Raw genomic sequence first — 23,147 nt, 5'->3', positions numbered from 1 at the left:
CTTTATCAGTCCTCCTTCAACGACCAAAGGTCAGGTCTCAGGGACGGGGTGCTGTCCTCTTTGCAACCGGAGGGCCCTGTCCAGCATTCCCAATTTCTTATAGATATCGGCCGCCCTAGCACCGGCCTTTGCGCCCTCCTCCCCCTCTGAGATATAGGAAAGGTACTCAAGGGATGTGGCAAGTCCGAGCATATCTTTTGTTCCCTCTGCCCTCCATGCCGCCTCCTTGTAGAGCTTGGTCGCTTTTTCTAGGTCGCCTTTACGCTCTTCGAGCTCTCCCTTCTCGATGAGGACAAGGGTGAGCCCGACCTCGTCCCTTATCTCCCTTAACCTCATCGAAGCCCTATCCAGGAGTTCTATCGCTCGGTCCAGGTCACCGATCTCCGCATAGGCCAGGGCCATCTCAAGGTCGATACGTGCGGCAACATCCGGTTCCATGTGGCGCAACCTCTCCGCAGTTCTTCCCTTTTCGATGGTCTCCTTAGGTCTGCCCATCTCCCGGAGGACCCTCATCGCGGCAAGATACAATCTGGCCTTGGCCGTTGAATGACCGGTCGTCAATATGTGGCCCGGTGTCTTGATGATGGCCTCCTCTATCTTTGTCAAGGCCTCCTGGTCCTTCCCAATGTTGGCCAAATGCGATGCGATCATTACTTCACATTCAGCATAATGGTCAAGGTCCCCTGACCGAATGAAAGCGTCAGAGGCGTCCTTCAAAGCAAGGAGCATCTCCTCATGTCTCAGCGACTCCTGGTACATCTCGGCCAAGTTCGTAAGGGCCATCCCCTCGGACCTGAGGTCCCTTATCTCCCTGGCCTTCTTTGCAGCCTCTCGGAACTCCTTCTCTGCCTCGTCCAGTTTCCCCCAGCTCCAAAATACCATACCTCTGTTGTTCGACAGAAGGGCAGCGAGCTTCTTGTCATCCGGCATAACATCTGATGCCATGTCATATGTGGCAAGGGCGTTCTCGAAGTCGCCCCTTATCCTATATATCCGTCCGATGTTCAAAAGCTCCCTCGCCTGCGATCTGCGGTCCCCGTTCATCTTATAGAGCTCCAGCGCCTCTTTATGCCTGGACAATGCTTGGTCCAGCTCATCGACCAAGTGATGGACTTCGGCCAACGCCTCGAGGGTCTTGGCCTTTAGCTCTGGGCCGGTCATGATCGAGGCAAGGACCTTTTCAAGCCCGGTCTCCGCCTCATCATATCTTTCAAGGGCCGTCAATGTCCTGGACCTCCAATACAGCAGAGCAGGTGAGCGTTCGGGCAGCCTCACCCCATCTATGATGGCCAGGAGCTCATCAGGCCTTTCGACCAGCTTCTCCCATTGCTCGGCCAACACATCGATGAAGGCGCTCTCATCCCCGGTCTGGCCAAGATGGTACAGACCCTCAAAGATGAGCTCGCCGCCTTGTCCCAAGTAATAATGACCCGCAAGAGAATGACCGGCCCTTCTTTCATCATCGGTCAGGAGGTCCAGCACTCTGTTCCTGACAAGGTCGTGAAGCATGATCCGGTCCTCCATTTTCTGAACTATCCCCTTTGACCTGAGCCCGAATATCACCTCCGCCGCGATGTTCAGGGCCGAAAGGGGAACAAAGTCCCTATAGATGGCCAGGACCTTCAGGGCGCGTCTTTCCACCTCGTTCAGGCTCGCCCATAGGTCATCGACATAGTCTGCAGCCGTCCTTACCCCGTTCACCTGACCTCCTCTGGCGGCTATCTGGATAAGCAGAGGGTTGCCCTTCGTTCTTTCAAGGACGACATCTGCCCTCTCCGCACCGGTCCGTCTGGCGAGCTCCTCCGCATCACGAGGTCTCAGACCTTGGAGCTCCAATGCCACCATCCCATCGTGATCTTGAATAAAAGGTCTGGTCATGGTCCTTGAGATCAATATAAGCCTGGTCCCGACCTGGGACCTGCAGGCCTCTATCAAGAGGTTGATCGCTGTATTGGCCCTTTCATTGGCCTTATGCGCATCATCGATGAAGATGACGCCCTTCCACTTTGAAAGTTCTGAACATAACTGCCCGAACAGTTTCGCCATCTCATCGGCGGAACTGTTTGGGCCAACATGCACACCAGATTCCCTGAGCACACTCCATAATGGGGTCAGTATATCTGTCTCCGAATCGAATCCCCTGATCGTATACCAGAACAAGGGGAATCTTCCCCGGCATCGTTCGAACAATGCCATGCCGAGGGTGGTCTTCCCCATGCCAGGGAGCCCCCAGACCAAGACACATCTGACCCCTTGGTCGTACAGGAACGATTCCAATTTGGCCAGTTCGTCCTCCCTTCCTACGACCTCGACAGGATCTGGCTTTCCTATCGACAGGGAAGGACATTTACTTCCGGACCTGTTCCTCCCGGACCGCAGGTCGTCTATGACCAATCTACCTTTTGCGACATGATCAGCGGCTTCCAGCAAAGACATCGTCTGCCCCGCGTCCCTAAGATATGAAATGAGGTCCGAGACAGACATCGACCTCGATGTAGGGCCTTCCTGGACAACCACGTTGGACCGGAGGACAGTATCCCTCACGGTCGAGGCTGCCGTCCTACCGACCTCTGTCAACTGGTAGACCTTCCTTCTCCGACCGACACCGCTGACATGGGCCAGCCTCTCGATTATCAGACCCTCCTTTTGCATTTTCATGAGGGTCCTGGACATATTCTGGATTTGCATACCGAGCTTTTCAGCCATCCCCTCTTGGCAGAGGACGAAGGGGGCCTCTGGCGAACGTATGAGATCATGCTCGAGCAATAGGAGGAGGACCCTTTCGCTCTGGGAGAAGGTCTGGACCATTGGGATGAATAACGTATCCCGTTCATTTGTTTTTTCTATTGGTACGATGATGAAAAGATGTTAGATGATGAAAATAAGGCGAAAGGACCGATGACGTTATTATACCCTCTTTGTCGGTGGTCCTAAACAGGTGTTTAAAATGAAGACCGACCACGTGATCATAATAGGCATTATGGCCTTGCTCTGCGTGAGCTTTCTATCGGTCCCCGCAGCGTCCGAAGGACCGGTAGGCATGAGCTCAGAGATCGAAGTGGAGACAGGGACCACCACAGACCTGGGTGGAGGGGACTATTTCTATGTGCGTTTCGGGGACGATGCACGGTTTGGGGTGATCTGGGGGACAGAGGATAGTCCAAACGACATATATCTTGTCACCTTGATGTCGAGATATGTGGGCTCGGCAACGTTCATCAATGCCCAAGGAGTGACGTTGGCAAAGGAGAAGCTTGTCAAGGTCTATACCATCCAAGCGGTAAAGCTTGACAGCATATTCGAGTTCGATGATGGGAACGGGAACGGGGTGGCCAGCTACACCAGGATGTTTAACCCGGACACCGGCTCGTTCAGCAGCTATCAGCCTGTCAGCGGGGGCCAGGACGAACTGGTCAAGCGGGTCGACCTCTCGACGGCATGGGAGAGGTCCGAGGTCGAAAATTCTGAGGACAATGGGACCATCATATGGACGTTCAGTCTGACGGCCTATGGTCTGCCGTATCAGGCCCTCTCCAATGGGGTCGATACCAACGTTGGGAACGGGGTCCTTGACAAGGTCAACCTCACCTTCAACCTGAGGGTAGCAACGGAACACTCCGATGATATATCCGTTCCGCAATATGAGGTGACACTGAGGAACTCTGGATACATCAACAAGGTGCAGCTGCGCGAGACCGCGCAGTTCAGCGGGAACATAACAAGATATGATGTCAAGTGGGACAAGGACATCGAGGGATGGGACCTAGACCCATCCAATGAAGCGCCGATGTTATTGATGGAATACGGCCTGATAGTGGCCAATCATATTCCTGCCAATGATGTACCGAACATCAATACCTGGCAGCTCAGACATATGATCGCTTCCATGGGCGAAGAGGGTTCCATGTGGGCGAACGGATGGGATGAGCCGATGAACGGGACGACGGGCCCCGTGAGCATCCAGCAGCAGGCGTTGAACACGAACATGCTCACATTCCGGGGACAGAGCACGGACATAGCAAGGTTTGAATGGGTCCAGACCACCATGGTGAACGGTGAAGAGGAGCAGGTGAGGGCACAGGTCGTTGCGGGCAGACCGATTGCCGCCATGAACTTCAGGGGCAGCTCGTTCACAGGATTCATCGCTCTGATGGGCATGTCATTCCCCGCTGGGGGGTCGATCGTCCAGGACCCGTCGATATCGACGGAGGCCACGACCGACCTTGTGTCATCGTCCAATCTCCCTGTTGAGGGAGGCTCGTTCCTGAGCGAGAACATCGGCCTGATAATCCTAGGTGCGGTCTGTGCGGGCGGGGTCACGGTCGGCGCGATAGCCCTCACGAGGAGGAAAGGCAGGAACGGACCAGGGACCTTTGATTCAAAGGCCAAAAAGGATGAGAACGACTGGTCGAAATATTATGATAAAAAGTGACCCCCCTCAAACCCCTTATTTTTTATCTTTTGTCCGAAGTATCTGCGACGAATATCGGTAAGTTCAGGGTTCAAACCCCATCTCGGCTATCCTCAACGTCCTCCTGTTCCTCTCAAGATAGCTGTAGACGGTGGAGTGCTCGCTGCCTCTCAACAACATGTCGACCGCAGTCCTTGCTATTGGCATCTGGACGCTGTTCCCGATGATGCCAACGGTGTCGCCGTAGACGGAAATATTGACGCCGGTCAGGTTCTCGATGAGCCTTCTGGTCTTCCCTCCGGAACCGATGACCCTGGCCCTGACCCTGGCCAGCTGGTCTGGCTTCTTCCCGACATACTCGTCGATGTCGATGAGCTCGAAGTACTCATCATCATCGAACAGCCTGTAGGCATGTTGAGGAGAGAAGCCCCTTCCTATGGCACGGACGATGTCGACTATCTTGAACTGTATCAAAGGGTCCTCGATCTTGGAATCGTCGATGAGCACCTCCCCCTCGGCGTCGATCGAGAGCCTGACCTTAGCCCTTTCTTCAATGTAGGCCTTCGTCTCGCCCCCTTTGCCTATCAGCACTCCGATCCTTTCTTTGGGTATACGGGCGCCCTTCATTTTATCACACCTTTGACGGTCCGCATGATTTCCTCATCGCTCTTTACCTTTACGTCCAAAGAACGGAAGTATCGGTTGATGTTCTTTACGTCCCTCAACAGGAGCTCGTCAGCGTTCGGATGGTCGGTCGTCACGGCCTGACCGCAATCAATTATCCACGGATGCCCCTCATGCACAAGGATGTTATATTCGCTCAGGTCCCCATGGACAAGGCCGGCCTTCCTGTATGCTGCCTTGATGAACTTGAGGACCTCATCATAGAACTCATTTGCCACATCGGGGGAAAGCTCAACGCTCCTAAGGGCAGGGGCAGGTCGCTCCTCGCTGCCGATATATTCCATGAGCAAAATGTTCTCGTGAAAGTCATACGGCTCAGGCACCCTGATGCCAGCATCGAGCATCCTTGTCAGGTTCTTGAACTCCTTCGTGCACCATGCGTAGATGAGCTTGCGGTGCGAGCCCTTAAGCCCTTTGAACCGAGGGTCCCCCTCGATATATTTTGATATCGAATGGAATGTGGCGGTGTTGATCCTGTAGATCTTCAGCACAACATGACCGCCCTCGGGCGTCGTGGCCCGGAAGACGTTCCCCTCCTTGCCGGTCGAGATCGGGAAATCAAGATGGTCGATGAGCCCGCCTGTCATGAACTTATAGATGGCGAGCATGGTGCGCTGGTCGAAGACCTCGTCGAGGACCTTCCTGGTCTCCTCAGAACTCTCCTCGGAGCGGAAAAGACGGAGGGACTCGAGATGGTGTTCGAGACGCTTCCCCTCCTGAAAGCGTTTTGGCATCGATGATCACCGACTATTCAGAACATGTTCTCAAAGGCCTTTGGGAGGACGCGCTTCCTTGCTAATATGGCGGCCTCGGTCTTGGTATATCTGTGCGTGATCTCGCACTTGTCGTCCTGGAAGTCCCATGGGGTCACTATCACAAGGTCTCCCTCCCGGATCCACATGCGCTTTCGGATCTTGCCCGAGATGCGCCCCATGCGCGCAACTCCATCTGCGCACATCACACGGATCCTGGAGCCACCCAGCAGCTGGTCTGCTATTCCGAAGATCTCTCCCTCTTTCTTGTTAGGGTAACGTAGTTTTATGACCTCTTCGCCAGACTGCACTTCTTCGTAAGGTGGACTCAATCAATACCTCCAGGAGATATTGGCCATGCATAAACTGAACGAGTATATAAGGAATTAGGATTTCCTTTGACGGAATGAAATAAAAATATGCCTAGAAAACCACCAGCCCATCGCATACGAAACGAAGATGGCCAACGAGCAGGTCCGGGGACTCGATCGGCGACATAGGAACAAAAATCAGAGTTCGGTAGGTTTAAGTAGAGAATCCAAGATTGTCGCGGCAACGCTCCCGTAGTGTAGTCCGGTCAATCATGTTGGCCTTTCGGCGCGGTGACTTATCCGCGGAGGTAAGTCAACGACTCGGGTTCAAATCCCGGCGGGAGCACTTTTATCAAATTTAGGGAATTTACAATTTAGCGCATCTAGGGGTTAATGCTGGATTAATACTACATCTATATGACTATTAATACATAATCACTATGATAATAATTTACCCCACGTAACGTTCACTCTCTTATTTGTTTTTCTTATATCATCATTTATTGTTATCCAGATATTGTTGTAGTATAATCTTAATTATTACAAATATTTTAAAATTTATTGAGATAAATGTTTATTATTTATTAAAATAATCAACGGGTAAGGGCTGATTATGAAATGGGTGGGGCTGTGACTTCTATTAAGGCAGAAGATAGGGCGCTCCAGGCTCTTGAGGAAGGCGAATCCATCTTCACATTTCATAAAAATAAGTACGATTGTTTTAAAGGAAATGTTATCGGGATCATAGCTGGCGTGACAATTATTATTATCATCTGGTATGTAGTGGCTGAGATCGTTGCTGCGACAAAAGGAGTGTACTTTCCTCGTCCCTGGGAAACCTTTCAAGTGTTCGCAGAGGCGATCAATGGTACCCCAATTCAAGGTAAGAGCATCGCCGACCATACTGTAGCCAGTTTGTACAGATGGGGGACAGCTTACATTTTGGCAGTGGCCGTCGGTATTTCTCTAGGGTGTTTATTGGGGGTTTCGCAGAGGGCACATCAGCTATCGATCGTTTCGATATACATCTTGCAGATGGTACCAGGACTAGCTTGGGTACCAATGGCCATGCTCATTTTCGGTCTTGGTGAGACAGCGACCATTTTCATGATATTCATGACCGCATTCCCTCCCATTGTTATCAACACGTCTGGAGGAATAAGGGCGGTCCCACAGGTTCATAAGAGGGTTGCCCAGATGTCGGGAGCAGGCCAATTTCGCACCTTTGTTCGCGTTCTGCTTCCAGCTTCTTCCCTGTCGATAATCAATGGACTGCGAATCGGCCTGGCCAATGGATGGAGGGTCCTTATAGCGGCCGAGATGGTGGTGGGCGTAGCCCTGGGACTGGGGTATGTTATCATTCAGTCGCGATATGACCTGGACTATGTATCGGCATTTGTCTCAATACTTGTAATCTGCTTGATCGGGCTTATCGTGGAAAAAACGCTCTTCACGGTTCTGGAGGACAAGATCATGGACCGTTTGGGCCTGGATAGGGGCTGATATTATTTTGGAGCTAAAGGACGTTAGCAAGGTCTTCCTCGATGAGCGGAGAGGTAAGGGATTGGTGGTGCTTAGCCACATCAACCTCAAGATCGAAAAGGGCGAGTTCGTATGCTTGATAGGTCCAAGTGGATGCGGAAAGACCACGCTCCTTAACATTGCCGCGGGTTTTGAAAAGCCCACCAAAGGAGATGTGCTATTCAAGGGCGAGGGGATCGTTGGCCCTGGTCCAGATAGAAGCGTGGTGTTCCAAGAGTTCAGTCTATACCCATGGATGAGCGTCCTAGAGAATATTGATTTTGTTTTGAAGGGGGTCGAGAAAGACCATGATCGTCGTGAGCAGAGGGCACTTTCTGCCCTGGAGATGGTAGGGCTGTCCGCCTTTTCAGATTCAAGACCAAATGAGCTTTCTGGGGGGATGAAGCAGCGCGTGGCCATCGCCAGAGCCTTGGCCATGGACCCTCAGGTGTTGCTAATGGATGAGCCCTTTGGGAGCTTAGATGAACAGACCCGCAGACATTTGGACAACGAGGTCAGACACCTGTGGCAGATGGGCGCTAAGAGCATCTTATTTGTGACCCACAACATCGAAGAGGCGATCTTTTTGGGCACAAGGATCGTATTGATGTCCCCATCACCAGGTCGGATCGCAAAAGAGTGGATGATAAGCATGAAATGGCCGAGAGACCCGACATCACCGGAGTTCAAGGCCCTTCAAAAAGAGATATCGGCCAATCTTGGTACCTGCTCCTGCGCCTATAAACCTGCTTCCAATACTCAAAAAATAATTTCTATCGAGATGAAAGAAGGTAAGTGACGATGGGGGGATATGAATGAAGAAATCGTACTTGATCGGGATGGCGATTATAGCATTGCTTGTCATCGGTTCCGTAGGGACAGCTCTTCTCATGTGGAAAGACTCAAGCAAAAAAATGGACCTTGTGATCACGTATTCTAACAAGATCAACTATGAGCCGTTTATCGTTGCAGTAGAGAAGGGATACTTCGAGGAAGAGAACTTGAACATCACCACCATGGTTGTCACCGGGGGCATCCAGTCAGCCGAGGCCATTATGACCGGGGCGGCGGAGGTGGGGGCTATGGGGGATGCACCTGCGATAATGCTATTAGATAAAAATCCAGGAGCGAGGATAATCTGTCGTTACTCGGGAGGGGAGGGCATACACCGATACATTGGCCAGGATTACATCTTGGGGCCGAAGGACCTCGAGGGAAAAAAGGTCGGGATACAGATGGGGTCCAGCACCCACGGCTCTTTCCTGCAATGGATGAGCGTTAACGGGGTCAACGCTTCCAAAGTGACCTTGGTCCCCATTAGCCCTTCGGACATGCCGACCGCTATGCAGACCGAACAGATCGATGCCATGGCCGGGAGTGAACCATGGCCGACCAATGTTGAAAAATTATGCGGGGACAAGGTCCATCAGATCGGCGATTCTAGTGGTCTATCCAATACATTCCCTATGATCTTCATGGCATCACAGAAGGCGATCCAAGAGAAGGGCGAGGCGGTGAAGGCGGCGGTCAGGGCCTTACAAAAGGCAGTGGCGTTCATCAACCAGAATTACGAGGAGAGCGCGGCCATCTGCGCTCAGAAAATAGGCCTCACCCTCGAAGAGACGAAGAAGTGCATGAACAGCGAGTTTTTTAGCATCGGGTTCAACCAAACAGACCTGGGCAGCCTTCATCAGACCGCAAACTTCCTCCTTTCGAGCGGTAAGATCTCGGCTATACCTGACTTCGAGGCCAGAATGGCGCAGGGTTTCATACCCATTGAAAACGTCATTATGGTGGCGAGGGTCGAGGAGTGAAAAGTGATGAATGGAAAAGAGAGGTTCCAGACGGCCTTGGAGCTGGGAACCCCAGATACGGTCCCCGTCTTTTTACGAGACCTGACCCTCGGAATGGATGAGGCCGGCTATACAACACCCGAAGTTTGCGCCCCTCCCTACGATCCTGAAAGATCGGCTCATTCCATCCTCTCCTTACATCGACGTCTTAGGCAGGATGCCGTCGTAGGATGCATACATTACGTGGGATTCGACGCCCTGGCATTGGGAGGGGAGATCAAGTTCACAGATTATGGGATCCCATCCGTGCTCAGGCATCCACTGGAATCGGACGATTGGCAGGACATGATAGAGCCTAAGACAATGAGCGAGGATCCATATCGGGGGGCTCTCCGATCTTACGAGCTGGTCTCACGTTCCCTGTCCGAAGAGGCGGAGGTGGTGTGCAACATCGAGGGTCCTATGACCAAGGCTGCGCTGCTACGAGGTATGGAAAGATACGCCCTGGACATCTATCTGGACGAGACCATGGCCCGTGAAGTCACACGGCTATCGGTCGAACTCTCCATATCCTTCTTGGAGGAGGCTGCTAAAAGAGGAGCAGGGACTTGCTTCTTAGCATCATCGACCGACAATCCCACCATTTTCGGACAAGAGGCCTTTAGAAAGTACTCCCTCCCGGGGGTCCGGAAGCTTAGATCTAAGGCTATGGGGTTGGGCTTGCCAACCATCTTCCATCCGCATGGCATATTCCATTCCCAAGAGAATCTGTCATTGGTTGACGAATGTATTGACACAGGTGTGCAAGGGATCCAGTTTGGGGAAGAGAACGATCTGGTTTTACTAAAAAGGGTATGTCAGAGAAGGGTGTGTGAATTGGGAGGCCTCAACGTCTTCACAACGCTGCTCTTGGGCCCGGAAGAGAAGATCGAGCGGGAAACGAAAGAATACCTTAACGCCTGCTCTCCTGGGGGAGGATATATCTTCATGTGCTCTTGCTCTCTGCACCGAGGTATGCCTCTTTCCCATGTGGACGCAATGATGCGCGCGTGCAAAGCCTATTCCTCTCATAAGTGGGACTATTGATCAACACACCCTCCACCTATCTTTCAATTCTATTATTGGATGATCATATGATGCAACTTATTGAGGTTCTGCCGCCAAGGGGACCACCACTGGACAAGGTCGACATTCCTTGGTAACACATGATGAGGAAAGATAAATTGAATATCAGCTGTGGTCACGCCCTCCCTTCAACCGATATTGTCCTATTATCGTCCTTGGTCCAAACAATGGTAAAACACGCGTTTGATACGGTTGAGATTGGGGGAACCGAATATAATTTCCGACTCCATGATTATCCGAGAAGCATCACGACGCATCAAGGTCCTTACCTTTCATTCGGTGTCGGGTGGATGACAAAATGAAAACCATTGACATCTTTCCTGCATCAGACCCTTTCATGGATATCGAGAGGTAAGAACACCACGTTCCTTGACCCATCCACTTTTCATTGGGAAAAAAATCTACAAAGACCATCTGCTAGAAATTAATTAGGAACCATCCTAGCGTTACCATAAAACACATCAGAACTTGAACAAACTCCGGTATATTCATTGACGTTGACCAATAGCATCTCAATGTCGATGGTCACTCCCATTTCTACCAATCATAACATGACCTTCTGACATGCGAAATGTAACGTTAATCACGCTCTCTGAGACCTCATTTAGACCTTTTCAGTCTGAGGAATATCGGGACCGACGCCACCTGCAAAGCGAAAGAGAACGCCACCAACGCGACGATGGAGACATCATAGAGCACGCCCATTATCGCGCTCCCGATGAACCAGAAGACGCCGTATCCTAGATTGAATATACCATACCCAGTGCTCCTCTTGTCTGGCGGGACCAGTTCTGCCACCGCCGCCCTCATCACAGATTCCTGCGCCCCCATCCCCACGCCCCACAGCACCGTTCCTATCAGCGCCATGTAGATATCGCCCAAGAACACCAAAGGAGCGAAGAACGCCGAGATCATTGATACCATGGCGAGCACCGGTAGACCTATCTTGTCATACAAGCGCCCAAAGGCGAGGGCGGCGATGGCATCGACACCCATCGCCACCGCGTAGAAGATCGGTATGTAGACCATGTCCACCAGGCCCGTCTTCTCGAAATGGAACGACATCAATGCGAAGTCAGCGAAGGCAGCGGCAACCAGGGCCACTGCCATCAGATAGAACCAGAATGACCTAGGGATGCCCTCCGTCCTTATCTCTCTGCTCCCCTCGAAACCTCTCGGGTTCGGATAGTAGTGGCGGGCATAGAGCAGAACGACCAGGGCCATAATGGCCGGGATGACCATCAGGGCAAATCCTGCCTGGTAGCTGCCACCAAGGAAAAGGACCACGGCGATGATCATCGGACCAATGAGAGCGCCTGTCTGGTCCATGGCCTCGTGGATCCCGAAGCCCCGCCCATGTCCGACCACGGACGTGGCATGGGACAACATGGTGTCCTTGGCGGGGGTCCGTATGGCCTTCCCTGCTCTTTCCGTCACTATGAGCACGGCTGCCAGCTCCCAGCTCCCGGCCAAAGCGAGTAAGGGGACCGCGATAACGCTCATGGAATAACCGGCGATAGTTATCAGCCAGTATTGTTTGGTCCGGTCGCTGAGCACCCCCGATACATATCTCAGCCCGTAGCCGGCCAGCTCCCCGAACCCTGCGACGAAACCGACCACGGCCGCGCTGGCGCCAAGCATTGACAGGTAAGGGCCCGTGATGCTCCTGGCACCCTCATACACCAGATCGACAAGCAGACTTACTATCCCCATCACGATGATGAAGGAAAAGGCCGTCCTCTTCGAGAGATGAGCGTTAAGACCGATCGCCATTAAGTTCAGACCACCATTGCTCAACGGACTATCAGGACCGGTATGTCCGCCCTTTTAGTGACGGCCCTGGACACGCTCCCCATGATAAGACCTTTGGCATCGCCCCGGCCCCTGCTGCCTGTGACTATCATATCGACCCCCTCCTCCTTTGCGTATCTGAGTATCTGATCGGCTGGATTGCCATGACGGATGACCGTCTTGGCCTCAACACCGTAAGAGATCGCCATCTCCGCAGCCTCCTCCAACGCAGAATCCATTGCCGCCTTTTCACCATTGATGTGGTCTGCCATCATCAATTCCGGAGCGTCTATCACTTCGACGACGGCCAACAGCGTCATCGCCGCGTTAGTGCTTTTCGCGATTTCGGACGCATAACGGACCGCTTTATAACTTTGTTGAGACCCGTCCACCGCGACCAACAGTCGTTTGATCAACCTATCGCTCTCCATCACCTATTCCCCCCCTCGAACTTTGGACTGAACATCTTTTGGGCGAATACCGTCGGTATCACCGCTGTAAGGACAACGACCATCACCAGTATCGAGAATTGCATCTCGTCGATGATGCCGCTGTTCAATCCATATTGTGCAGAGATCGTCCCAAAGGTCAGTCCAGTGCTCATGAGCAACGTTATATAGACACTGTCTCTGCCGACAAAATATTTTGTGGCGGGCAGGACCCCTATGAACTTTGTTATGACCTTGACACCGAACAGCACGGCTATGAGACCGATGCCGGAGACCACCGCGGCGACGGACACGTTCATACCAGCATTGATGAAGAAGATTGGAGTCAACATCGCCAAGCACACGGTCCTGAGCTTCTGCAGGGCCGTCTTGTTGTTCCCCATCACCCTTGCCGTGACCAGGCCCAGGATGTATGCTGGAAGGACGGCATGGACCCCTGCGACCTCTGCCAAGGCCCCAAGTCCGATTATCAATACCAACAGCAGCTTGACCTCGCCCTCCCCACCCCTTCCCTTTATCCATCTTATCGCCCGGTCGATAACCTTCGGACCATAGACGCTTACGATCACGATCGCTATCAATAGGAAGATGATGTTGTAGTTCGGCTGAACAAAGAGCAGGCTCAAGGCCAAAGCGGTCCCGAGGTCAGTGACGAAGCATGCGGACAATATAAGAGAGCCGGTCCTCGTCTTGCTGGTACCGGCCTCGACCAGTACGATATAGACAACTGCCACTGATGTCGTGGAGAGGGCTATCCCCGTTATCAGAGAGGCCTGCGTCGCCCATCCTAATACGTAATAGGCGAATGCAAGGGCCCCAAGGAAAGGGGCCAAGAACGAAAGGGTGCCTATGACCAGACTGCCCTTCAGGTCCTTCTTCATCGCATCTGGGTCTATCTCTGCCCCCGCAAGGAAGGTGAGCACAACGCTCCCGATGCCGGCCAAGAACGCCAACCATTCGTGGTCGGCGCTCTCCATTCCCAGCACATTACCAAGCACTATTCCAAGCACGATCTCCAAGATAGCGACCGAAATGCCCAACCGGATGGACATCAATGAAGCTATGAACGCTGTAACCAGCACGACCAGCAACGCGGTGGAGTCGATCATCAGCTCACCTAAGGACGAGGTAGAAGCTATCAGCCATTGGTAGGCAGTTGATGGTGAGCCTCATCACCAGGCTGGGGACATTGACACAATATAATAATTCTTTCGATTGTAATTCTGATTTGGTCAGAATTATATTTTCGGGCCCTAGTATAATTATGATAAAAGCGCTGAGGTCAAGACCTCCAGACAGGTGAAGGTCATGGGCCTTGACAAGCCTTATAGTTGCACCCCCAGAGAACCTCTGCCCTCTTCGATCAGCAAAAAATGTGGCAGGATGGCAATCACGGTCCAAGTTCATGGTAAATCTGCTGATCGATGATATTAAAAGGAACCTTGGACCCTGTCTATCTTTGGAACTGGTACACGGCCTTTGTCCTGGCCCGATCATCATCTGTCCGATTTCCAAGAAGATCGGGAGCTGAATTATCCAGAAGGCAGATCTCAGAACGCTTGATGATAATGCCCCGGGACCTCATCACACCCCACACCTATGCTTATTGGCGATGGTGGTTTGACCTTCCTACGCGTCTATTTTTTTTTAATTATGTGTGAGACGACATCAGGACCTCTCTTTTGTTCATTATCTAATACTTTATCATCAAGACCTATCCGTCCAAAGAAAGGATGGTCCAGCATGACATTTCTATCTTTCCAGTTCATCTACGATGTCGCATAGGATTGTCAGCTCTGACCTCAAGAGCGCCTTGCGTTTCATCGCATCTTCCTTTGTCCGCTGCCTATCTTCGATACCAGACCTCAATGCTTTATCGATGGTCGATACGACCTCGTTCAGATTTCCCTGATATTCGTCCTTCAGCCTTTGGCAGCTCTCAGACAGTCGGCTCACGAGGTCATATCTGAATCTGCCCGCGTTCTTCTCGAGCTCCTCCTCTATCATCTTCAAGGCCTTTTTTTCAACGATACGCCTCATCAACTTCCGGGGTAGTGCGCTCTGGACCTCACCGACGAACAACAGGTCATATGAGATGACAGGTCTGATATCGAGCCAAGACCTTGTCTCTTGTTTGAAGTCAGGGAGCCTCACATCTTTGCACAGGCTGATGTTGAAAGCCTCGGCCACCTCCTGACGGACCGACCTGATGATCTCATCCGCCTCTTTTTTAAATCTTATTGCGGCGAGCTCGAAGGTCCCCGTCACTTTCGAGCTTTGCTCTTTCACGAAAGGCTCCAGGACCTCATCGATAGTGATGGCCATCTCACTTGTCACCATATTGAGGAGATCTTCCTTATTTAGGTCGTTGCTGATCCCATCGAGCCTCCTTTTAAGCAGATCTACAGCTCGGTCTTTATTCGATCCGATAAATGGCGCGATATCGGCAGTGACCGAGCTGGACACATCTTTCTCCATCCCATCTATGATATACGCCGCCTCTTTCATTCTCAGAACTGCATGATTGTTCTGTTGATCAAGCCAATCCAATCTTCTTTGCAATTCTTCGATGGAATGTTCCGTAGCATCGATCTCCAACGTGACAGCATCCTTCAGGTCATACGCTATCCGCAGCAATCGTGACCTGGCGTTATGGAGCACGACATCTCCCTTTCCATTCACCAAGAATCTCTCAAAATCCCTTTCGAACTGCTCGAAACGGCTGGCCTCCCATTGTGCCCTACCCTGTCTCTTCTTGGCGTCCAAGGCCAACTTGGACGAGAGAGGATATACCTTGACCTCTTTTAGTCCAAGGTGATCCTTTATCATGGTCGAGGAAAAATCCAATGATTCCATCCACTCGCCATCTGAAAACGCATCGATCTTGTTCTGAACGAAGAAGATCTTGTCCACCGACCTGCCGACCATCTTCAAGAACTCCATCTCTGCCTCACCTATCGGAGGGTCGGCACCTATCACGAACACTGCAGCATCTACTTGGTCGATGAACCCATGGGCGACCTTGGTGTTCTCAATAAATGTCGATCCGATGCCTGGTGTATCTACGATGGTGACACCCTCCTTCAGATCGCCTGTATCAAAGGTGACCTCCACCTCACTGACCTTCAACCTGTTCCCAGGGTTTCCTTTCTCTGTGATATATTGTCCTAGGTCCCTGATCGCGATCTTCTCTTGCCTTCCATCTTGAAAGACCACGGTCACCTGGGTCTTATCTCCGCTCACGATCTTCGTTATCACGCTCGTCAACGGGACGATACCTGTTGGAAGTATCTCAGAGCCCAGAAGGGCATTGACGAAGGTCGACTTTCCTCTTTTATAGCCGCCGACCACCGCGATGTTGAACCGTTCATCCTGCAGTTTGGTCCTTATATCCTTGATCCTTGACCTGGCGATATCTGCCCTCAACACCGTTGCAGCCTCTTCGAGCCTTCCGGCCACGTCCAAAATAGCAAGTTTCCGACCTTCGAACTCCTTCAGAGCGGTGGACGATATCATGGTCAGGCCCCCAGAGGTGTTCCAGACCATCTAAGGACAGATAGGCGGATGAAGGCGGTCTTTATAATGAGGGCCCATCGCTCCATTCTCACAGATCTCGTCGTCATAGGGACCTACCTTTTATCATAGGTGCGATTGAAAGATAGAAGCCATCAGCTCGCACCAGGCGGTTAAAGGTGGGCCCCATCACCAGTCTTTTCTTCATCATGAGGTCAGTATATGAGAATTATGCAGTCGTGAGGTATTATAATTGAGGAATTTTTTACAGGGTATCAGTTCGATACGCATCTGATACCGACCGCATATGGTCTCAGGCATCATCCGTTTTTTTTATCTTTGAAAAGATATCTCCTGGTCAGCACATCCAGGTTCGGGACCTCACCTGGGCTTATGTCAACCTTTATCCCTTTCTTTTCCAATTGCGATTTAAGCTGCACCGCCTCTGCGCGCTTCCCCAGGTATGATATGAGCATCGTTGTGACGTTGTTGAACCCTTCATAGCCATCGAATTTCTTAGACACGCTCCGGGAGCGATGGTCCATGACCCGTCTTAATTTTTCATCCTTTTCCGCCCTTGCTCGGACGATCTCATCATATAGGCCCTGTTCTTTGGCCAGGTCGTTCCAGGCATCTCGCGACCGCAATGATCTCTCAAGCCCGACGGAATAACACATGTCCAAGGCGGTCTTGAAGCTCACACGTTTCTTGAGGGCGACCTTCTTCACCTTTTTGGCCAGATCCTCTTTCAGGAGGACATCGACCGTCGACATGCTTACTTGGCCTTCTCTCAACTCTCAGCACCTTCCTTCCGGCTCATTTTCTTCATCCTCGCTACGAAGAGCTCCATCATCTCGAGATAATACTGTAGGGTCGCACAGTCTTCCAGATATTCGTTCAGGGACCTTTCTTGCTCATCACCAATCATCACCTCGTCCTCTATCATCTTATCAAGGACCATGCATTCCCTTCGGAGCTTTTCCAATTCCTGGTGTGGAGAACGGAGGAAGGACTGTCCTTCATAGTTCGTTTCGTCTAACAGGACCTTTGAACCGATCGATATGAGCGTCTCAGGTGAGACATCGAGCGGCACACCTTCCTTGACCATTGCTATATAATCCTGCCAATCTTCTTTTGAAATGTTAACCGTGGCAGACCTGTCATCCTCTCTGGATGAGCTCAAGATGTACTTTTTCAGATGTCTTATCATAGTTGATTGTCACCATTTTAGTTGAAATGACCTATTTTCATCATTTATGGGGCTGATGGCATATTTAACGGAGATGGTCACAGGGATCAAACCATTTTTTCTATAACGCCCCTTAACGTTCTAACACATCTTTTTACAATTACATTCGGTGTGTGGATTCATTGGTAATAATTCCCATAGAAATATCTAATTGGTCAATGTGGTCAAGATATTGTATCTGTATCAAATGGCGATGGATATCTACCATTCAAGGTAGCAGAGGATAAGATTGCATTTAGGAACTAGCGGTAGGACAGACCTATTTTTCATGGGTAGAGAACGGGAACATGTTCGCAAGAATGCGGATGCGCCACACAATCAGATACTTCGTATGCATCCGAGAATTGGAATGGGTACAGAAGGCGGTCATGTTTTCTGAATGTTTGATGGACTACGCATCAAGGCAGGTCTGCCCTTCAAACTTGAAGTTCTACTCTGATAACTGGACATCCATGTCTTCCAGATTTAATGCATTTCTTTTCAACTGTCAAAATAAAATCGCCTATATTTTGTCCATCAAATAATATTGATAATATAAGTCCAACATATTGGGGTGTTTTAATAAAGGCGGCAAATATTAAGGATTTTAATTGAATTCCATAGGAGAATATGAAGAAGAGGAGAAGGACGAAGTCATTTATTAGGGATGGAAGGTGCCCTATCCCTGTTTCCGAGAGCACATCCGTCTGTATGAGATCTAATAAAGGAAAAGATACCGGTCCCGAAGTAAAGCTGAGAAAGAAATTGAGAGAAAATGGAATTTATGGATATAGGGTCAGTTATGGAAAACTCCCTGGAAGACCTGATATTGCATTCGTTCGTAAGAAAGTCGCCATATTTGTGAATGGGTGTTTTTGGCATAGATGTCCATTATGCAATTTGCCCGTCCCGAAATCTCATTCTGATTTCTGGCAAAATAAATTTGAAAAGAACATCAAAAGGGATGCCGAGGTGAAAAAGGAATTAGAGGCAATCGGATGGACGCCCTTGGTAATATGGGAGTGTCAAATTAAAAGGGACATCCAAATGGTCGTTGATATGATCATCAATCTGGTGAAGGAAAATGAATGACGATTCTAAATCGATCAAGGACCAGTCCATCATACTTTCGATGGCCAAAAGAATAGTAAATAAAACCCTAAGGTCCGTTCTTCCCACATCCGTGGATGGAGGTTCTGACGAACACACTACTAGAACATCAAAGGGAGGGTTTGGCACAATCTTGGAGCGAGAATATTTTGGGATTCAGGAGAACTTCAATGAGAGCGTTCCTGATTTTCGTGAAGCAGGCATAGAACTCAAATCAAGCCCGGTCATAAAAACAGCAAAAGGGATAAAAGCAAAAGAAAGAATGGTCCTGAGCATCATCAATTACCATTCATTGAAGGACGAAATCTTTGAAAATTCCTCTTTCCTCAAGAAGAATGCAAGATTATTGGTTGTTTTTTATTTGCATGAGAAAGACAAGCCTGTAAAGGACCTGAAAGTGGTCCTGGCAGACCTTTGGAGTATACCAAATGAGGATCTTCCTGTCATCAAGAAGGATTGGGAAGACATAAAAGAAATGGTAATGGCAGGAAAGGCACATGAAATTCATGAGGGCATGACAAGGTATCTTGCTGCATGCACTAAAGGTAAAGACTCCAATTCATTGAGAGATCAGCCATTTTCGGAAAAAAAGGCGATGCAAAGGGCGTTCTCATTCAAACAGAGCTATGTAAACTCCATTATCCAATATTTACAAAAAAAGGAGAATATATTGCAACAGGACTCCATCGTGAAACAAGGCCTACCAAAGGGATACGACTCATTTGAAGAAATTGTAATTGAAAGATTCAATCCGTATATTGGATGGGATGTGGTAGCGATTGGTAAGAAATTTGATTTTGATGTGAATAGTAGGGCAAAGAATATAAACGACCTTCTAACACGTCGAATTTTAGGCGTCAAAAAGCGGATTATAGAGTTCGAAAAAGCGGACATAACGCTGAGAAGCATTACAGTGGAGGCGAATGGCAAAATCAAAGAGCATATCTCATTCCCCGCATTCAGATATGACGAGATAGTCAAAGAGGATGATTGGGATACATCGCAAATCCGCGAGATGTTCGTAAAGAGATTTTTCTTTGTTATATATCAGAAGGACGAAAGAGGAATAAAACATTTGAAAAAGGTCATGTTCTGGTCAATACCGCCAAAGGACCTAGAAGAAGTGAGAAAGGTCTGGAGTGACACAAAGAAATGCATCATAGATGGCAAGTATCCAGAACTTCCAAAAAGCACGGACAACAAGGTGAGCCATGTGAGACCACATGCAAGAACGGCCCGCGACACTATCACCGCACCTGATGGAAGCAAGCAGGTAAAAAGGTCATTTTGGTTGAACCGCTCCTATATAGAAAAACAGATTGGCGCTGTCCCCTGGACATTGGATAATAGATGATTCCCACACTTACACTGACCCCATCAGAAAATTATTCATAAGGATAGGGCCTCAACTTGAACAGATGGAACCAACTGTAATCGAGCTCTTTGCAGGCGTGGGGGGTTTTCACCTCGGTCTCAGTAAGAGTGGTTGGAAGGTGGTTTGGGCCGACCAATGGGAGCCTGGGAAAAAGGTCCAGCATGCCTTTGAATGCTATAATAGGCACTATCCAGGCATCTGTTTGAACTTAGATATCTCAAAGGTCGAAGTTCGGAATATACCAGATGCTACCCTTCTTGTCGGAGGTTTTCCATGCCAAGATTATTCAGTTGCAACAACAAAAGCAAACGGCATCACAGGAAAGAAGGGCGTCCTTTGGTGGGACATTGATAGGATTTTAAAAGAGAAGGTCCATGCTGGGAGACCAATCCCTTATGTCCTTCTTGAGAACGTCGATAGGTTGCTGAAGTCCCCCACAGGTCAGCGTGGAAGAGATTTCGGAATGATCTTGGGATGTCTGAACAGGCTAGGTTATGCGGTAGAATGGAGGGTCATCAATGCAGCAGATTATGGGTTCCCTCAAAAACGGAGGAGGACCTTTATCTTTGCAACAAGACCTAAGTCCGTCATAAAGGCGCTTTATGAAAGCACACCAGCCGAGAAGGTGATATTATCACAGGGTTTCTTCGCACCTTCTTTCAAGGTCAAATTGAACGGGGAGTGCAGATCCGCCATCCTTGAAGAGGACCTACAATCCATTTCTGACAATTTCAAATTCAAATTTGAAAATTCTGGATACATGGTAAGGGGTAAGATACAGACCTGCAATGTAATTCCAAAGTTCAACGGAAGGAAGATGACCCTGAGAGACGTTCTTGTGCCTGATGCTGATGATGAGTTCTATGTAAATGAAGGGGACATAGGTGAGGAGGGATCCGATACAATAAATAAAAAAACGTGGAGGTACTGCAAAGGTGCAAAAGCTGAATATCGGAAGGATAAGAATGGCTACGAGTATCATTACACAGAAGGCGCTATACCATTTCCTGACAGATTGGACGAGCCTTCGAGGACATTACTGACAAGCGATGGTAACAAGAGACCGAATCGGGTCAGCCATATAATCCTAGATCCAACGAATGGTCGTTACAGGATATTGACGCCGGTTGAGTGTGAGAGATTGAATGGTTTTGATGACAATTGGACGCTGGGGATGCCAACAAGATGGCGCTATTTCTGTATGGGCAATGCTTTGGTCGTGGGTCTGGTAGAGATCATGGGGAAGCGACTTATGGAGATTATAAACGACCCAAAGGTATCCTCAAGGGTCAAACGGATTGATGAATTTTGATCAATTAAAAATGAACCGTCATTAGGAAACGAACATAGGCAGGATGCGGTTTGGCATCATGACCCATTTGCCATCATTATGAACTTTTTTTCAATTTAACCTCATATTTAGGGAACCTTAGAAGCTCGCTGATGGAAGTATGCTCTATTTCTGGGCATCTCTTAAAAAAATCAGGGTACAGAAGCAGACCAGCGATGGGATAGCATTTCTGTAATTATCAAACGCCCTGAAAGAACATCATCATTAACTCATCTATCAGATGCCCCATGGTCTTGGCTGATAAATCATTCTCTGTACTCAGGGCAAATGCGCAAATCACATCCATTCATCAGGACCATCGGCCTCTCCAATCAAAGAATATGGAAGTGGGTGCTCTACCTCCCTATTCAAAGCACATATTGAAACGATGTATTCAACCCTCTGAGCCAAAAAATGGTCAGCTTGAACCCTCATCACGTTCCATAAATACCTTCTTACCTTCAATGAAGAGCTCAAGGCTGACAAGCTCGCCTATCAACCTGTTGTTCTCGTCCACAACGGGGAGGTCGTTGAGATGGTCGTCCAACATTATCTTGAGCGCCTTTGTAAGAGGCGTCTCCTTCGTAACAGTCCTGCCTTTGGCCATTATGCTGTTCACATCTTCTTTGAATATGTCCCTAAGGAACCTATAGAACGAAAGGCTGCTCGAATCCCTCACGCCCACCCTGTAGCCTATGAGCTTCAGGATGGTCTCTGTGCTTATGGTACCTAGATATCTCCCCTCCTCATCGACAACATATGCCTTCCTTGACATGTTGCTGATCATCTGCTCGATTGCATCATAGATCATCGCCCCGCTCTTGACCTGAGATGCTTTGAGCACCAATTTATCATAAACATCCGCGACAAGCAGCTCGCTGAACTTCTTATCTCTATATGGCATAATTAATTCAACGGCCACGATGTAATTAATTTTTTCCACGGCGTTCCTTTCCAACTCATCTTGAGGCTCGGAATGAGGACCTACAGACAGACGTTCATGACCCCATTAAGCCGATGTCATCTCTTCTACAGCATTGTGATCAACCTTCAGGACGAACTTTGTAAATAGTTGGCCGAAGGACCATGGAAAAACAGGCCATCGTTGCCCGTACCCTGTCCACATCGAATGAATGGACAAGTGTTCAAGATTTGGAATTTTTTGCCTCTCATGGCGGTCGCCAGAAGAGATCTCCTTTCTGTAACGGACCTTATGGTCTCATCATACCTCTGCCTATGATCATTTGACAGCCTTCACAAGCTCTTTTGCCCAAGAGGAGATCTTCTGGGCCTGGTCCTCCCTGAGGTGATACAACTTGTCCTTGCTCACCACATAGGCGACGAGGGAAGGAACCACGATCTTCATCCCTTTCTTCCTAAGGGCCTTCTCCATGTGCCTCGTTGCGTTGCCAGCGAACCTCGATTCGAACTGCGTGTCGAAGGTCGTCGCGGCTCTTCCGTCAAGGCCGTCCGTCATCGATGCCAGGAACTTTTTCATCCTGGGGGAAGGCCTCCATGCCATCGTCGGGGCCCCCAGCACGAGGAGGTCATAGCTTTTAATATCTACCTTACCAGCATCCTCTACGAACAGAACATCGACGGAAGCCCCATTGGACCTCATCTCACTGGCTATCATTTCTGCGACCTTACCGGTCACTTTTGCTTCTGATACTGAGTCATATATCAATAACGCCCTCATCACTATCCCCTGATGAGAAAGATGTTCATGGGATAATATAGGTTGCCGAAGGCAG

Annotated in this window: 20 protein-coding genes and 1 tRNA gene; 9 read left to right on the top strand and 12 right to left on the bottom strand. The window is 49.7% G+C overall.

The features are described from left to right. Window positions 1-30: 30 nt before the first annotated feature. A complete protein-coding gene (locus tag HPY73_03850; protein QLH74666.1) occupies window positions 31-2,808 on the bottom strand; it encodes a tetratricopeptide repeat protein in 2,778 nt (925 codons plus the stop codon). A 139-nt stretch (window positions 2,809-2,947) separates the two neighbouring features. Here HPY73_03850 and HPY73_03845 point away from each other — a divergent pair, with 139 nt between their 5' ends. Continuing rightward, entirely contained in the window at window positions 2,948-4,432 is a 1,485-nt protein-coding gene (locus tag HPY73_03845; GenBank protein QLH74665.1) for a hypothetical protein, read from the top strand. Window positions 4,433-4,495: 63 nt separating this feature from the next. Here HPY73_03845 and HPY73_03840 read toward each other — a convergent pair whose 3' ends face one another. The 3 genes from HPY73_03840 to eif1A are packed head-to-tail and all read right to left on the bottom strand — an operon-like array spanning window position 4,496 to window position 6,179. Further along, window positions 4,496-5,038, bottom strand: coding sequence for an RNA-processing protein (locus tag HPY73_03840; protein ID QLH74664.1), 543 nt, complete (start codon window positions 5,036-5,038; stop codon window positions 4,496-4,498). After that, window positions 5,035-5,829: a serine protein kinase RIO gene (locus HPY73_03835; protein ID QLH74663.1), complete on the bottom strand. Its 795-nt coding sequence runs from the start codon at window positions 5,827-5,829 to the stop codon at window positions 5,035-5,037. Before HPY73_03835 ends, HPY73_03840 begins: the two co-directional genes overlap by 4 nt. 17 nt (window positions 5,830-5,846) lie before the next feature. Beyond that, window positions 5,847-6,179 carry a translation initiation factor eIF-1A gene (gene eif1A, locus HPY73_03830; protein QLH74662.1) on the bottom strand — a complete coding sequence of 111 codons (333 nt, stop codon included), beginning with the start codon at window positions 6,177-6,179 and terminating at the stop codon, window positions 5,847-5,849. Window positions 6,180-6,404: 225 nt separating this feature from the next. Here eif1A and HPY73_03825 point away from each other — a divergent pair. The 5 genes from HPY73_03825 to HPY73_03805 all read left to right on the top strand — a co-directional run bounded on the left by HPY73_03825 (window position 6,405) and on the right by HPY73_03805 (window position 10,558). Further along, a tRNA-Glu gene (locus HPY73_03825) sits at window positions 6,405-6,504 on the top strand. Window positions 6,505-6,776: 272 nt separating this feature from the next. Next, a complete protein-coding gene (locus HPY73_03820; protein ID QLH74661.1) occupies window positions 6,777-7,661 on the top strand; it encodes an ABC transporter permease in 885 nt (294 codons plus the stop codon). Between the two features lies 1 nt (window position 7,662). Continuing rightward, entirely contained in the window at window positions 7,663-8,478 is an 816-nt protein-coding gene (locus HPY73_03815; protein QLH75649.1) for an ABC transporter ATP-binding protein, read from the top strand. 16 nt (window positions 8,479-8,494) lie between these two features. Beyond that, a complete protein-coding gene (locus HPY73_03810) occupies window positions 8,495-9,493 on the top strand; it encodes an ABC transporter substrate-binding protein (protein ID QLH74660.1) in 999 nt (332 codons plus the stop codon). A 6-nt stretch (window positions 9,494-9,499) separates the two neighbouring features. Beyond that, entirely contained in the window at window positions 9,500-10,558 is a 1,059-nt protein-coding gene (locus tag HPY73_03805; protein QLH74659.1) for a hypothetical protein, read from the top strand. A 639-nt stretch (window positions 10,559-11,197) separates the two neighbouring features. On the opposite strand, the gene HPY73_03800 is transcribed toward HPY73_03805, so the two are convergent. The 6 genes from HPY73_03800 to HPY73_03775 all read right to left on the bottom strand — a co-directional run bounded on the left by HPY73_03800 (window position 11,198) and on the right by HPY73_03775 (window position 17,560). Further along, entirely contained in the window at window positions 11,198-12,370 is a 1,173-nt protein-coding gene (locus tag HPY73_03800; protein QLH74658.1) for an MFS transporter, read from the bottom strand. Window positions 12,371-12,390: 20 nt separating this feature from the next. After that, window positions 12,391-12,822, bottom strand: a complete 432-nt coding sequence (locus HPY73_03795; protein ID QLH74657.1) for a universal stress protein — start codon at window positions 12,820-12,822, stop codon at window positions 12,391-12,393. Beyond that, window positions 12,819-13,943, bottom strand: coding sequence for a cation:proton antiporter (locus tag HPY73_03790; GenBank protein QLH75648.1), 1,125 nt, complete (start codon window positions 13,941-13,943; stop codon window positions 12,819-12,821). The genes HPY73_03795 and HPY73_03790 overlap by 4 nt, the downstream gene beginning before the upstream one ends. 646 nt (window positions 13,944-14,589) lie before the next feature. Next, window positions 14,590-16,383, bottom strand: coding sequence for a dynamin family protein (locus HPY73_03785; GenBank protein ID QLH74656.1), 1,794 nt, complete (start codon window positions 16,381-16,383; stop codon window positions 14,590-14,592). Between the two features lie 287 nt (window positions 16,384-16,670). Continuing rightward, entirely contained in the window at window positions 16,671-17,144 is a 474-nt protein-coding gene (locus HPY73_03780) for a hypothetical protein (GenBank protein ID QLH74655.1), read from the bottom strand. Next, window positions 17,141-17,560 (bottom strand): hypothetical protein, encoded by a 420-nt coding sequence (locus HPY73_03775; GenBank protein ID QLH74654.1) that lies wholly within the window; start codon window positions 17,558-17,560, stop codon window positions 17,141-17,143. The genes HPY73_03780 and HPY73_03775 overlap by 4 nt, the downstream gene beginning before the upstream one ends. 648 nt (window positions 17,561-18,208) lie before the next feature. On the opposite strand from HPY73_03775, the gene HPY73_03770 reads away from it, so the two are divergent. From HPY73_03770 to dcm, 3 genes are all read left to right on the top strand, one after another. Continuing rightward, window positions 18,209-18,670 (top strand): very short patch repair endonuclease, encoded by a 462-nt coding sequence (locus tag HPY73_03770; GenBank protein QLH74653.1) that lies wholly within the window; start codon window positions 18,209-18,211, stop codon window positions 18,668-18,670. Beyond that, window positions 18,663-20,042 (top strand): DNA mismatch repair protein, encoded by a 1,380-nt coding sequence (locus HPY73_03765; GenBank protein ID QLH74652.1) that lies wholly within the window; start codon window positions 18,663-18,665, stop codon window positions 20,040-20,042. The genes HPY73_03770 and HPY73_03765 overlap by 8 nt, the downstream gene beginning before the upstream one ends. A 64-nt stretch (window positions 20,043-20,106) precedes the next feature. Beyond that, the gene (gene dcm / locus HPY73_03760; GenBank protein QLH75647.1) at window positions 20,107-21,375 is read left to right on the top strand and encodes a DNA (cytosine-5-)-methyltransferase; all 1,269 of its coding nucleotides are present in this window, start codon (window positions 20,107-20,109) and stop codon (window positions 21,373-21,375) included. Window positions 21,376-21,811: 436 nt separating this feature from the next. On the opposite strand, the gene HPY73_03755 is transcribed toward dcm, so the two are convergent. Next, on the bottom strand, window positions 21,812-22,297 hold the full coding sequence (locus tag HPY73_03755) for a CBS domain-containing protein (protein QLH74651.1): 486 nt from the start codon (window positions 22,295-22,297) through the stop codon (window positions 21,812-21,814). A gap of 336 nt (window positions 22,298-22,633) precedes the next feature. Further along, on the bottom strand, window positions 22,634-23,092 hold the full coding sequence (locus HPY73_03750; protein QLH74650.1) for a flavodoxin family protein: 459 nt from the start codon (window positions 23,090-23,092) through the stop codon (window positions 22,634-22,636). Window positions 23,093-23,147 lie beyond the last annotated feature (55 nt).

Source organism: Methanomassiliicoccales archaeon (assembly GCA_013415865.1).
In the GTDB taxonomy this organism is placed as follows: domain Archaea; phylum Thermoplasmatota; class Thermoplasmata; order Methanomassiliicoccales; family UBA472; genus MVRC01.
Note: the sequence above shows the minus strand (reverse complement) of the source record. Positions and strands in the feature narration are given on the sequence as shown.

What these genes read in the sequence shown, in the direction of transcription:
- HPY73_03800 (QLH74658.1), bottom strand. Translation starts at nt 12,370, where the DNA reads ATGGCGATCGGTCTTAACGCTCATCTCTCGAAGAGGACGGCCTTTTCC.
- HPY73_03820 (QLH74661.1), top strand. Translation starts at nt 6,777, where the DNA reads ATGGGTGGGGCTGTGACTTCTATTAAGGCAGAAGATAGGGCGCTCCAG.
- HPY73_03810 (QLH74660.1), top strand. Translation starts at nt 8,495, where the DNA reads ATGAAGAAATCGTACTTGATCGGGATGGCGATTATAGCATTGCTTGTC.
- dcm (QLH75647.1), top strand. Translation starts at nt 20,107, where the DNA reads ATGGAACCAACTGTAATCGAGCTCTTTGCAGGCGTGGGGGGTTTTCAC.
- HPY73_03805 (QLH74659.1), top strand. Translation starts at nt 9,500, where the DNA reads ATGAATGGAAAAGAGAGGTTCCAGACGGCCTTGGAGCTGGGAACCCCA.
- HPY73_03750 (QLH74650.1), bottom strand. Translation starts at nt 23,092, where the DNA reads ATGAGGGCGTTATTGATATATGACTCAGTATCAGAAGCAAAAGTGACC.
- HPY73_03840 (QLH74664.1), bottom strand. Translation starts at nt 5,038, where the DNA reads ATGAAGGGCGCCCGTATACCCAAAGAAAGGATCGGAGTGCTGATAGGC.
- HPY73_03850 (QLH74666.1), bottom strand. Translation starts at nt 2,808, where the DNA reads ATGGTCCAGACCTTCTCCCAGAGCGAAAGGGTCCTCCTCCTATTGCTC.
- HPY73_03770 (QLH74653.1), top strand. Translation starts at nt 18,209, where the DNA reads ATGAAGAAGAGGAGAAGGACGAAGTCATTTATTAGGGATGGAAGGTGC.
- HPY73_03755 (QLH74651.1), bottom strand. Translation starts at nt 22,297, where the DNA reads ATGCCATATAGAGATAAGAAGTTCAGCGAGCTGCTTGTCGCGGATGTT.
- HPY73_03775 (QLH74654.1), bottom strand. Translation starts at nt 17,560, where the DNA reads ATGATAAGACATCTGAAAAAGTACATCTTGAGCTCATCCAGAGAGGAT.
- HPY73_03845 (QLH74665.1), top strand. Translation starts at nt 2,948, where the DNA reads ATGAAGACCGACCACGTGATCATAATAGGCATTATGGCCTTGCTCTGC.
- HPY73_03785 (QLH74656.1), bottom strand. Translation starts at nt 16,383, where the DNA reads ATGGTCTGGAACACCTCTGGGGGCCTGACCATGATATCGTCCACCGCT.
- HPY73_03765 (QLH74652.1), top strand. Translation starts at nt 18,663, where the DNA reads ATGAATGACGATTCTAAATCGATCAAGGACCAGTCCATCATACTTTCG.
- HPY73_03835 (QLH74663.1), bottom strand. Translation starts at nt 5,829, where the DNA reads ATGCCAAAACGCTTTCAGGAGGGGAAGCGTCTCGAACACCATCTCGAG.